Origin of the sequence: Bradyrhizobium sp. (assembly GCF_030697065.1) — a bacterium.
Classification (GTDB): domain Bacteria; phylum Pseudomonadota; class Alphaproteobacteria; order Rhizobiales; family Xanthobacteraceae; genus Bradyrhizobium.
Genome location: NZ_JAUYQU010000048.1, coordinates 1 through 11,149, shown reverse-complemented (window position 1 = coordinate 11,149; position 11,149 = coordinate 1). Strand labels below are relative to the sequence as shown.

Annotated in this window: 10 protein-coding genes and 1 pseudogene; 4 read left to right on the top strand and 7 right to left on the bottom strand. The window is 61.7% G+C overall.

The genetic code is table 11. The features are described from left to right. Positions 1-335 (top strand): annotated as a pseudogene (locus Q8R73_RS03465) (DNA polymerase III subunit delta); the annotation flags it as partial. A 167-nt stretch (positions 336-502) separates the two neighbouring features. Here Q8R73_RS03465 and Q8R73_RS03460 read toward each other — a convergent pair. The 7 genes from Q8R73_RS03460 to hemJ form a co-directional block, all read right to left on the bottom strand. Further along, a complete protein-coding gene (locus Q8R73_RS03460) occupies positions 503-1,381 on the bottom strand; it encodes a ParB/RepB/Spo0J family partition protein (protein WP_305718140.1) in 879 nt (292 codons plus the stop codon). A 154-nt stretch (positions 1,382-1,535) separates the two neighbouring features. Next, positions 1,536-2,387: a ParA family protein gene (locus tag Q8R73_RS03455; RefSeq protein ID WP_305718139.1), complete on the bottom strand. Its 852-nt coding sequence runs from the start codon at positions 2,385-2,387 to the stop codon at positions 1,536-1,538. Beyond that, a complete protein-coding gene (gene rsmG, locus Q8R73_RS03450) occupies positions 2,384-3,073 on the bottom strand; it encodes a 16S rRNA (guanine(527)-N(7))-methyltransferase RsmG (protein WP_305718138.1) in 690 nt (229 codons plus the stop codon). Before rsmG ends, Q8R73_RS03455 begins: the two co-directional genes overlap by 4 nt. A 157-nt stretch (positions 3,074-3,230) precedes the next feature. Then, positions 3,231-5,111, bottom strand: a complete 1,881-nt coding sequence (gene mnmG, locus Q8R73_RS03445) for a tRNA uridine-5-carboxymethylaminomethyl(34) synthesis enzyme MnmG (RefSeq protein ID WP_305718137.1) — start codon at positions 5,109-5,111, stop codon at positions 3,231-3,233. A gap of 152 nt (positions 5,112-5,263) precedes the next feature. Then, on the bottom strand, positions 5,264-6,613 hold the full coding sequence (gene mnmE / locus Q8R73_RS03440; RefSeq protein WP_305718136.1) for a tRNA uridine-5-carboxymethylaminomethyl(34) synthesis GTPase MnmE: 1,350 nt from the start codon (positions 6,611-6,613) through the stop codon (positions 5,264-5,266). Positions 6,614-6,924: 311 nt separating this feature from the next. After that, complete coding sequence (gene rho, locus Q8R73_RS03435; protein ID WP_305718135.1) at positions 6,925-8,190, bottom strand: transcription termination factor Rho; 1,266 nt, start codon at positions 8,188-8,190, stop codon at positions 6,925-6,927. Between the two features lie 255 nt (positions 8,191-8,445). Beyond that, positions 8,446-8,868 (bottom strand): protoporphyrinogen oxidase HemJ, encoded by a 423-nt coding sequence (hemJ, locus tag Q8R73_RS03430; protein WP_305718134.1) that lies wholly within the window; start codon positions 8,866-8,868, stop codon positions 8,446-8,448. Between the two features lie 479 nt (positions 8,869-9,347). On the opposite strand from hemJ, the gene Q8R73_RS03425 reads away from it, so the two are divergent. From Q8R73_RS03425 to coaE, 3 genes are all read left to right on the top strand, one after another. Further along, positions 9,348-10,184: a pyruvate, water dikinase regulatory protein gene (locus Q8R73_RS03425; protein ID WP_305718133.1), complete on the top strand. Its 837-nt coding sequence runs from the start codon at positions 9,348-9,350 to the stop codon at positions 10,182-10,184. Continuing rightward, positions 10,181-10,789: a Maf family protein gene (locus tag Q8R73_RS03420; protein WP_305718132.1), complete on the top strand. Its 609-nt coding sequence runs from the start codon at positions 10,181-10,183 to the stop codon at positions 10,787-10,789. The genes Q8R73_RS03425 and Q8R73_RS03420 overlap by 4 nt, the downstream gene beginning before the upstream one ends. 36 nt (positions 10,790-10,825) lie before the next feature. Further along, the coding region (gene coaE, locus Q8R73_RS03415) for a dephospho-CoA kinase (RefSeq protein ID WP_305718131.1) at positions 10,826-11,149 on the top strand (324 nt) is incomplete at its 3' end.

Below are 11,149 nucleotides of genomic sequence, written 5' to 3'. Positions count from 1 at the left end.
CCGAATTCGCCAAGGCCATGGTGGCCGGCACCTATCCGGGCATGATCATATCCGCCGCGCAGCGCCATGCCGCCTGGCTGCACAAGACCAGCCTTGCAGCCGCCGAGGGCACGCCGGTATCGACGCTGCTCGACAGCGGATTCCCGCGGCTGCACTTTTCAAGGAAGCCGAGCGCCGAGCTCGCGCTGCGGAATTTCAGCCCGGCGCGGCTGCTCGGAATCATCGAGCAGCTCGCGGCCGCCGCGCTGGATACGCGCAAGCAGTCGACGCTGGCCGCCGTGATCGCGCAGCGCGCACTGATGTCGATCGCTGTCAATGCGAAGCGCCGTGGATGATCTTCTCCCTCTCCCGCTTGCGGGGGAGGGCCGGGGTGGGGGTGTCTCAGCGGGCACAGACCGAGATTGAAGATTGAGCGAGAGAGATTGCTCGCGGATAGAGCCCCCACCCGCGCGCTTTGCGCGCGACCTCCCCCGCAAGCGGGAGAGGTAAGAGAAGCCCCGCCCTACCCCGTCGCGTCCAGCCGGCGCAAAATTTCGTCGAGCTGATCGAGGTCGCTATATCGGATATGCACCGTGCCGGCGGGATCGCGGTGATCGATGCTGACGGCAAGGCCCAGCGCGTCGCTGACGCGCTTCTCGAGCGCGGCCGTGTCGGGGTCCTTGACCTTGCCGCCGCGCGCCTTCTGCGGCTTGCGGGCCGGCACACCTTCGGCATGCGCCAGCGCCTCGGCCTGGCGCACGTTGAGGCCTTCCTCGACGATGCGTTTTGCCGCCGCCAGCGGATCGGGCACACCGATCAAGGCGCGGGCGTGACCGGCGGACAACTGGCCGAGCGCGATATAGGCCTGCACCTCGGCCGGCAGTTTGGTCAGCCGCATCATGTTGGCGACGTGGCTGCGGCTCTTGCCGACGATCTTGGCGATCTCGTCCTGGCTGCGTTTGAATTCACTGGACAGCGCGTGATAGCCCTGCGCCTCCTCCAATGCATTGAGATCTTCGCGCTGCACGTTCTCGATGATCGCGATCTCGAGCGCGTCGGAGTCGCTGACGTCGACCGGCACGATCGGCACTTCGTGCAGGCCGGCGATCTGCGACGCGCGCCAGCGCCGTTCGCCGGCGATGATTTCAAAACGATCCTGCACGCCCTTGACCGGACGCACCACGATCGGCTGGATCACGCCATGCTGCTTGATCGACTCCGAGAGTTCGCCGAGTTCGGCATCGGAAAAGCTGCGGCGCGGGTTGCGCGGATTGGGCTTGAGAAATTCGATCGGCACCTTGCGCTGCGTGCGCGGCCGCTCCAGATGCGCGGCCTCGCCGCCGACATCGCCGATCAGACTTGCAAGACCGCGGCCCAGTCGCGAACGCGCTTCGTCGGCCATCGCCAGCTCCCTTGGATTCACGCAAACGCTCCTGTTCACTTCGTCTTCGTAGGGTGGGCAAAGGCGCCCTTCGCGCCGTGCCCACCATTCCTTAGCAAGTCGCCTGATGGTGGGCACGGCGCGAAGGGCGCGCCTTTGCCCACCCTACGGGTCATCAATGCGTGCGCAGCTCGCGTTCGCGCTGGATCACTTCGGTCGCGAGTTTGAGATAGGCTTCGCTGCCGACGCATTTGAGATCGTACACCAGCACCGGCTTGCCGTAGGACGGCGCTTCCGAAATGCGCACGTTGCGCGGGATCATGGTGTTGTAGACCTTGGCGCCCATGAACTGGCGCACGTCGGCGACGACCTGGTTCGACAGATTGTTGCGCGAGTCGAACATGGTCAGCACGATGCCGTGGATCGACAGATTGGGGTTGAGGGTCGAGCGCACCTGCTCCACCGTCTGCAGCAATTGCGACAGGCCTTCGAGCGCGAAGAATTCGCATTGCAGCGGCACCAGGATGGCATCCGAGGCCGCCATCGCATTGACGGTGAGAAGATTGAGCGACGGCGGACAGTCGATCAGCACGTAGGTGTAATCGGCATCCGGTGCGGCGTCGGTGTTCAAGGCGGCGATCGCATCGCGCAGACGGAACGCGCGGTCGCGGGTTGCGCCGAGTTCGAGTTCGAGCCCGGATAGGTCCATCGTCGAGGCCGCGATATGCAACCGCGGCACCGCGGTCGGCACGACAGCGTCGCGCAGCGGCGCCTCGCCGATCAGCACGTCATAGGTCGAGCAGTTCCGGCTGCGGCGGTCGATGCCGAGACCGGTGGAAGCGTTGCCCTGTGGATCGAGGTCGACGATCAGCACCCGTTCCCCGATCGCCGCGAGCGCGGTGCCGAGATTGATCGCAGTGGTGGTCTTGCCGACCCCGCCCTTCTGGTTGGCGAGCGCCAGGATGCGCGGGTGTCCGGCCGGGTGCGGGGCCTTATCCTCTTGATATATTTGATCAATTACAGTCATGCGCTGACGCCATTTGCTGTCGCGGAGGGGTGTCGTCGTTCGATCAGGTCGAGTTCGACGATCCAGCCTTGTCCGCCGGTGCGGCTGGGATGAAGATGCGGCTTGATATTCCAATATTTAGTGGCTTCGGTCAATTCAGCCTCTACATCTTGGCCTTTGAGAAACAGCGCCTTCGCGCCCCGTCTCACCAGCGGCTCCGCGAAGCCGATCAGTTCGTGTAGCGGAGCCACGGCCCGGGCTGTGACGCAATCGACGGGTGCGGCGATTCTATCCACACTATCCCCGATGTCAGCGAGGTGAACTGTACCGGTTGAGTTGGTAACTCGTAGCGCCTCGCGCAGGAATGCGGCCTTCTTGGCGTTACGCTCGACCAAGTGAACCATGGCACCTGGAGTCTGCGCCAATGCACATGCAAGCACCACCCCGGGAAAGCCGCCACCACTGCCGAAATCGACCCACACCTTGGATGATGGAGCGACCGTCAAAAGCTGCAGCGAATCGGCGATGTGCCGGGTCCACAGATTGGGAAGCGTCGATGGCGCCACCAGGTTGGTCTTGGCTTGCCATTCGAGCAGCAGGTCGACGTAGCGATCCAGCCGCGTCTCGGTTTCACGTGAAACGGGCGTCAGCGACAGTGCCTCCGCCTTGTCGGCGGGAAGGACAGGGGATTTCGAAGCTATGAGCATATTTTGGGGTACCGGCCGTACTCAATCCGTCATTGCGAGCGTAGCGAAGCAATACACCCTCAAGGGATATGGGTGCTTCAGATATGGATTGCTTCGTCGCTACGCTCGTCGCAATGACAATTAAAATGCACGACAGAGCGTTTCACGTGAAACACCCCTACGCGGTCGCCACGGAGGTCTTTCGAGCTTCCCGCCGCAGATAGGCCGCCAGGATACCCAGCGCCGCCGGCGTCATTGCATCAATTCGCCCGGCCTGCCCCACCGTCCGCGGGCGCGCCGCCTCAAGTCTTGAACGGGCCTCATTGGAAAGCCCCGGCACCAGGCTGTAATCGATATCCGCCAGGATGAGCCCCTCATCGCGGCGGAAGGCTTCGACATCAGCGGTCTGGCGCTTGAGATAGACGTCGTATTTGGCGTCGATTTCGAGATGGACGGCGATCGCTGGGTCAATGGCCGACAACTCCGGCCAGATGCCGCGGACTTCGGCCCAACCAATCTCGGGATAGGCCAGCAGTTCGAAGGCGGAGCGGCGCTGGCCATCCCGGTTCAGCGTCAATCCATGCCTGCCCGCCTCATTGGGGGTAATGTTAAGGGATTTTGACAGCAACTTTGCTTGGTCCAGCGCCGCCATCTTGGCGCCGTGCCGGATCGATCGCGCCCGGCCGACACAGCCCAGTGCGATGCCCTTGTCGGTCAGGCGCTGGTCGGCATTATCGGCCCGCAGCGTCAGCCGGTATTCGGCCCGCGAGGTGAACATCCGGTACGGCTCGGTGATCCCGCGGCTCACGAGATCATCGATCATCACGCCGAGATAGCCGTCGGCACGGTCAAATACGATCGGTTCGGCGCCGCTGGCGGTCAAAGCGGCATTGAGGCCCGCAACCAGCCCCTGCGCGGCTGCCTCTTCATAGCCCGTGGTGCCATTGATCTGTCCCGCCAGGAAAACCCCTGGCAGCCGCCTTGTCTGCAGGGTGGCATCGAGTTCGCGGGGGTCGACATGGTCATATTCAATCGCATAGCCAGGCCGAACCATCCGGACCCGCTCAAGACCCGGAATCGTCGCCAGGATCGCGAGCTGCACGTCTTCCGGCAACGAAGTCGAGATCCCGTTGGGATAAACCGTGGTGTCATCGAGCCCTTCGGGCTCCAGAAAGATCTGGTGGCCGTCGCGGTCGCCGAAGCGAACGATCTTGTCCTCGATCGAGGGGCAATAGCGCGGGCCGGAGCTCTTGATCTGGCCGGAATACATCGGCGAACGATGCACATTGGCCCGGATGACGTCATGGGTCACCGGCGTGGTGCGGGTGATGCCGCACTGGATCTGCGGCGTGGTGATCCGCTCGGTCATCACCGAAAATGGCTCCGGCGGATCATCGCCGGACTGCATCTCCACAGAAGACCAGTCGATGGTGCTCCCATCGAGCCGGGGTGGCGTGCCGGTCTTCAGCCGGCCGAGGACAAAGCCGGCCTGCTCGAATGATTTCGAAAGTCCCAGCGCGGGGGCTTCGTCGACGCGACCGGCCGGCCAGTTCTTCTCGCCCAGATGAATCAGGCCGCGCAGGAAGGTGCCGGTCGTGATCACGACCGCGCCGGCGGACAGTTCACGGCCGTCGGCCAGGTGGATGCCGGTGACCCGGCCGTCCGAGACGTTGAGTTCGTCAGCCTCGCCCTCGATCACGCTTAGATTTACGGTCTCGCGGATGGCGGCCTGCATCGCGGCGGCATAGAGCTTGCGGTCGGCTTGGGCGCGCGGACCGCGGACCGCTGGACCCTTGCGCCGATTGAGCATGCGAAACTGGATGCCACCGGCATCGGCGACCCGGCCCATCAGCCCGTCCAGCGCATCGACCTCGCGGACGAGATGGCCTTTGCCGAGCCCTCCGATGGCAGGATTGCAGGACATCGCGCCGATGGTCGCAAAACGATGGGTCACCAGCGCCGTCCGGGCGCCGAGGCGCGCAGCCGCGCTCGCGGCTTCACAGCCGGCGTGACCGCCACCGACCACGATGACGTCGAACGATTTTGCGATGTTGATCATGGGAGGCTTTTATCGCGGAGCGGCAAAAGCCGGAAGCAGTAAGTTCGGCGAAAACGGCTGTTTCACGTGAAACACCCGTTAGGTCCGGAGATTGTTGTTTCACGTGAAACAACTCGGTTCCCTGGCGTTCAATTCACGGAACCAGGAAAATATTACTTCCCTATACAAAACTCGCGGAAGATCACATCGAGGATATCTTCGACATCCACTCGACCCAGCAGCCGCCCCAACGAGTGCGCTGCAGCCCGCAGATCCTCGGCGGCAAGCTCCTCACCGGCTCCAACGACATCTATGCTGCGCTGCAACGAAGTCACGGTTTCCTGGAGCAGTTTTCGCTGCCGAGCCCTGCCGATCAATCCACCGTCGTCCGAGCCGAAATAGTCATGCGCGAACCCGACCAGCGCCGAGACCAATTCCGGCACCCCGTCGCCCCGGCTGGCCGAAATCCGGTATTCGGCCGCTCCGCCGCCCTGCACCTGACGCGGAGTGGGTTGCGCCCCTTCAGGCTGGCCGGTGTCGAGGTCGATCTTGTTGCGCACCAGCCAAACCGGCGCCGCACCGCTCTCGATTTTTTGGTACGTCGCATCGGCCAGCCACAACACCAGGTCGGCCTCCGCCGCCCGCGCCCGGGCGCGGCGCACGCCTTCCTGCTCCACGGGATCCTCGGTCTCGCGAATCCCGGCGGTGTCGATCACCGTCACCGGATAGCCGTCGAGATCGAGCTGCACCTCAATGATGTCGCGCGTGGTCCCGGCATGGGGTGAGACGATCGCCACCTCGCGCCGCGCCAGATGATTCATCAGCGTCGATTTGCCGACATTCGGCGGACCCGCTATCGCGACCACGAGTCCTTCGCGCAGACGTTCACTTCGGCCCTGTGCCGCAAGGACTTCTTCGATTTCCACAAGCAAGGCTTTGATTTTCAGCAGCGCCGGCGCCGTCAATTCGGCCGGCACGTCAGCCTCGTCGGAGAAATCAATCCCGGCTTCGATCAATGCCGAGGCTTCGATGATCCGCGCGCGCCAATCGCGCGCTTTATCGCCGAGCAGGCCTTTCAATTGCCGCAGCGCCTGGCGGCGTTGCCGATCGGTGTCGGCATGGATCAGATCATCGAGAGCTTCGGCCTCGGTGAGGTCGAGCTTGCCGTTCTCGAACGCCCGACGGGTAAATTCACCGGGCTCGGCGGCCCGGACATTTTCGAAAGCGGCAAGCGCCGCGAACAGCGAGGCCAGCACGGCGCGCCCGCCATGGACGTGAAATTCCGCGACGTCCTCGCCGGTCGCGCTGGCCGGCCCCGGAAACCATAAGATTACCGCGTCGTCGATCGGCTGCAGCGCGATGTCCTGCAACAGCACCCGCGTTGCCATTCGGGGTGCCGGAACTCTGCCTGCCAGGGAGGTCAGTACCGACTTGGCTTGGGGCCCTGAAACCCGCACCAACGCGATCGCGCTCGGCGGCCGGCCCGACGAAACGGCAAAAATGGTCTGTTCTCGCAGATGCATCGCCTATTTGTGCTGGAGCCATTGAAAAGGCAACGCGATTACCGTCCGCCGGTGGCTTTGCCAGACCTGGCAATTAACCGGAATGTGCCGATAGGCCGCCGAGGTATTTTACTGCACCGCAACAAAAGTACCCCAACTGGTTTACCGGAAAATATTTAGCTATTTCAGTGCCTTGGCTTGGCTCCGGCAATCAGCTTGCTGCCGTGATGTTGCAGTCATGCTGCAACATAGACCGCAGCATGAGCGCGAGGCCCCAACGAAAAGGGCGCCCTCGCCTGCGCAAGGACGCCCATTTTCAGAGACCAAAACGGTCAGGTATTCATCGATTCGAAGAACTCCGCGTTGTTCTTGGTGTTGCGCAGTTTGTCGAGCAGGAAGTCGATCGCATCCATGGTGCCCATCGGATTAAGGATCCGGCGCAGCACGTACATTTTCTTCAGGAGCTGCGGATCGGTGATCAGCTCTTCCTTGCGGGTGCCCGAGCGCGAAATATCGATCGCCGGGAAGGTCCGCTTGTCCGAGACCTTGCGATCGAGAATCAGTTCGGAATTGCCGGTGCCCTTGAACTCTTCGAAAATGACTTCGTCCATGCGGCTGCCGGTATCGACCAGCGCGGTCGCGATGATGGTGAGCGAGCCGCCCTCCTCGATGTTGCGCGCGGCGCCGAAGAAGCGTTTTGGCCGCTGCAGTGCATTGGCGTCGACGCCGCCGGTCAGCACCTTGCCGGATGACGGCACCACGGTGTTGTAGGCACGCCCCAGCCGCGTAATCGAGTCCAAAAGGATCACGACGTCGCGACCGTGCTCGACCAGCCGCTTGGCCTTCTCGATGACCATCTCGGCGACCTGCACATGACGCACCGCGGGCTCGTCGAAGGTCGAGGAGACGACCTCGCCTTTCACCGAGCGCTGCATGTCCGTGACTTCCTCGGGACGTTCATCGATCAGCAGAACGATCAGGTAGCATTCCGGATGATTGGCGGTGATCGAGTGCGCGATGTTCTGCATCAGCACCGTCTTGCCGGTGCGCGGCGGCGCCACGATGAGGGCGCGCTGGCCCTTGCCGATCGGGGCGACGATGTCGATCACCCGCGCGGAAAGGTCCTTTCTGGTGGGGTCTTCGAGCTCCAGCCGAAACCGCTGATCGGGAAACAGCGGCGTCAGATTGTCGAAATTGACCTTGTGCTTGGACTTTTCCGGATCCTCGAAATTCAGCGTATTGACCTTCAGCAGCGCGAAATACCGTTCGCCCTCCTTCGGGCTGCGAATATGGCCCTCGATGGTGTCGCCGGTGCGCAATCCGAAGCGGCGAATCTGCGACGGCGAGACGTAGATGTCGTCAGGTCCAGGCAGATAATTGGCGTCCGGCGAGCGAAGGAATCCAAAGCCGTCGGAGAGAACCTCGACGACGCCCTCGCCGATGATGTCGGTTTCCTGGATCGCGAGTTGCTTGAGAATGGCGAACATCAGCTCCTGCTTGCGCATCGTGCTGGCGTTTTCGACCCCCTTTTCTTCCGCGAACGTGACGAGCTCGGCGGGCGTCTGGGCCTTGAGGTCTTGAAGTTTCATTTCCCGCATTGGGATGGTCCTGTGGAGTAACGTGGAAGGATTGCGAGGAGGCTTTGAGAAAATGCGGACGCGAGCAAAAGGAAGGTCCGCAGGTCTGAGCAAGGAGTGCGCCGGAGAGGCTTCAAACCTGATGCGGCGGCCGGTTCAATGGGAAACCGGAACACGACCACATCCGCCTGCGTGAGGTGGGATTTCAGCAATATAGAAAATCGGACGGACTTTCGCAAGCAGGCCCGCTGCCCGAGGCATTGAAGGCCATATTTCTCAAAACGGCTTCACGATCACGAGAATTACGATAGTTATCATCAGAACGGTTGGTACCTCGTTGATAATACGATAAAATTTCTGGCTTTTGAGATTCCGGTCGGCGGCAAAGTCCTTTACCCAGCGGACGAAAAAACCGTGGACGCCGGACATCGCCAGCACGAGCAGCAATTTTCCGTGGAACCAGCCTGCGGAAAACCAGCCACCGAACCAGGCGAGGTAGAGCCCGGCCAGCCAGGTCACGATCATCGCCGGGTTGATGATCGCCTTCAGCAACCGCCGTTCCATGATCTTGAACGTCTCGGATTGCCTGGATCCGGTCTCCGCCTCACAGTGGTAGACGAACAGCCGTGGCAGATAGAGCATCCCGGCCATCCACGCGATGACCGCGATCACGTGCAGGGCCTTGATCCATTCATACATCGTGACGTCTCGTTCAGCTTCGCAGATTTCGCCGCCACCCTGGAACGTCTCACGGATCCCGACGTTGCGGAGAGAGGCTTAGCACGGGGGAGGTCTTGTCTCGAAGGCAGACATATCCTCAACCCCAGCCTTTCTAAATAACTAAGTTTAGAATCTTAGGTTTGAGTCTAAGTAGCTGTGATTAGCGCCCGCGCAGGGCCACCCCCAACGTTGTCAGAACTTGTTCACATCCATCAACATCTCCCGGGCACATCGCGGTGACCTGGATATCATGATCCGTTTCAATTGCTTGGCTGACATGATGGACGGTTTATCAAGAGACAAGTCCACATAACCCCACTATCATTGCCCCGACCGTATGGAGTTATCCCGAAGGGGAGGCCTGTGCAGAAAAGGCCGGGTTATCCCGGACACCCCGGTTCGTCTTCGATTCTCTCGGATAAACTCCACAGCGATTCACAGGATACACAGGGGTCTCGGTGCCTACGACCGGCAACTATTTTCATCTTCATCTGGTGTCCGATTCGACGGGTGAGACCCTGATCACGGTGGCGCGCGCAGTGGCGGCGCAATATGCCAACGTGACGCCGGTCGAACATGTCTATCCGCTGGTGCGCAGCCAGAAGCAGCTCGACCGTGTGCTCGACGAAATCGAGGAAGCTCCGGGCATCGTGCTGTTCACCTTGCTGGAAAAGGATCTGGTCGCCCGGCTGGAAGCCAAGTGCAAGGAAATGAATATCCCGAGCCTGTCGATTATCGGCCCGGTTATGCAATTGTTTCAGGCCTATCTCGGCGCCGCCACCACGGGCCGCGTCGGCGCGCAGCACGTGCTGAACGCGGAATATTTCAAGCGGATCGATGCGCTGAACTACACGATGATGCATGATGACGGCCAGCACGTCGAAGGCCTGGAAGAGGCCGAGGTGATTCTGGTCGGGGTGTCGCGCACCTCGAAAACCCCGACCTCGATCTATCTCGCCAATCGAGGTATCCGCACCGCGAATGTCCCGCTGGTGCCGGGCATTCCAATTCCACATCAGCTGGAGACGCTGAAGAAGCCGCTGGTGGTCAGTCTTCACGCGACGCCCGAGCGTCTCATTCAGGTCCGCCAGAATCGGCTGCTGAGCATGGGCGATCGGGATAATGACACCTATATCGATAGGCAATCCGTCACCGACGAGGTCGCTTTCGCCCGGAAACTCAGCGCCAGATTCAATTGGGCCCAGCTCGACGTGACGCGGCGATCGATCGAGGAGACGGCTGCTGCGATATTGAAACTGTTCACCGACCGGCAACGGCAGCGGATTTCCGAGTGACGCTGTGGCGCGGCAAAGATCCCTTGATCCTGGCGTCGCAAAGCCGCGCGCGGCAGATGCTGCTGGCCAATGCCGGCATTGATTTCGAAGCCGTTCCAGCCGACATCGATGAGCGCGCCGTGCAGCAGGGCTCGGGCCTGTCAGCGCCTGGTGAAATAGCCAGTCTTCTTGCGCGCGAGAAAGCACTGGCTGTGTCGAGAGGCCGTTCCGGAAAATATGTTGTTGGTGCCGATCAGACCCTGGCGCTTGGGACCCGGCTGTTCAGCAAGCCCGCCGGTCGGGTCCAAGCGGGCGAGCAGTTGAGTGACCTTGCCGGCCGGATTCACGAACTGCACTCCGCCGTTGCGGTGGCGCGCGACGGCAAGATACTGTTCGAAGACACTTCTATCGCGCGCATGACCATGCGACAGCTCAGCGGAACGGAAATCCGCACCTATCTGGATGAAGCAGGAGAGGCCGTGACCGCGAGCGTCGGCGCCTACCAACTGGAAGGGCTGGGGGTGCATCTGTTCGAACGCATCGACGGCGATCATTTCACCATACTTGGACTGCCGCTGCTGCCTCTGCTTGCCTTTCTCCGCGGCGAGCGCCTGCTCCATGTCTGACAACGGGTGTTGAGAACAGCGAATGGCGAACGTTGAATGATTATTCTTGGGCTGACCGGCTCGATCGGAATGGGCAAATCCACCACCGCGAAATTGTTCGCGGAAGCGGGCGTTCCGGTCTATGACGCCGATGCGACCGTTCACCAATTATACGAAGGCGAGGCGGCGCCGGCGGTCGAAGCGGCATTTCCCGGCACCACGGTGGACGGTAAGGTCGATCGCCAGAAATTGTCGGCGCGCGTGGTGCATGATTCTGCGGCGATGAAACGGCTGGAGCAGATCGTCCATCCGATGCTGGGCGCCTCGCGGCAAAAATTCTTCGAGGAAGCCGAACGGGCCGGAGCACCGGTGACTGTGGTC

What these genes read in the sequence shown, in the direction of transcription:
- Q8R73_RS03460 (WP_305718140.1), bottom strand. Translation starts at nt 1,381, where the DNA reads ATGGCCGACGAAGCGCGTTCGCGACTGGGCCGCGGTCTTGCAAGTCTG.
- Q8R73_RS03455 (WP_305718139.1), bottom strand. Translation starts at nt 2,387, where the DNA reads ATGACTGTAATTGATCAAATATATCAAGAGGATAAGGCCCCGCACCCG.
- rsmG (WP_305718138.1), bottom strand. Translation starts at nt 3,073, where the DNA reads ATGCTCATAGCTTCGAAATCCCCTGTCCTTCCCGCCGACAAGGCGGAG.
- mnmG (WP_305718137.1), bottom strand. Translation starts at nt 5,111, where the DNA reads ATGATCAACATCGCAAAATCGTTCGACGTCATCGTGGTCGGTGGCGGT.
- mnmE (WP_305718136.1), bottom strand. Translation starts at nt 6,613, where the DNA reads ATGCATCTGCGAGAACAGACCATTTTTGCCGTTTCGTCGGGCCGGCCG.
- rho (WP_305718135.1), bottom strand. Translation starts at nt 8,190, where the DNA reads ATGCGGGAAATGAAACTTCAAGACCTCAAGGCCCAGACGCCCGCCGAG.
- hemJ (WP_305718134.1), bottom strand. Translation starts at nt 8,868, where the DNA reads ATGTATGAATGGATCAAGGCCCTGCACGTGATCGCGGTCATCGCGTGG.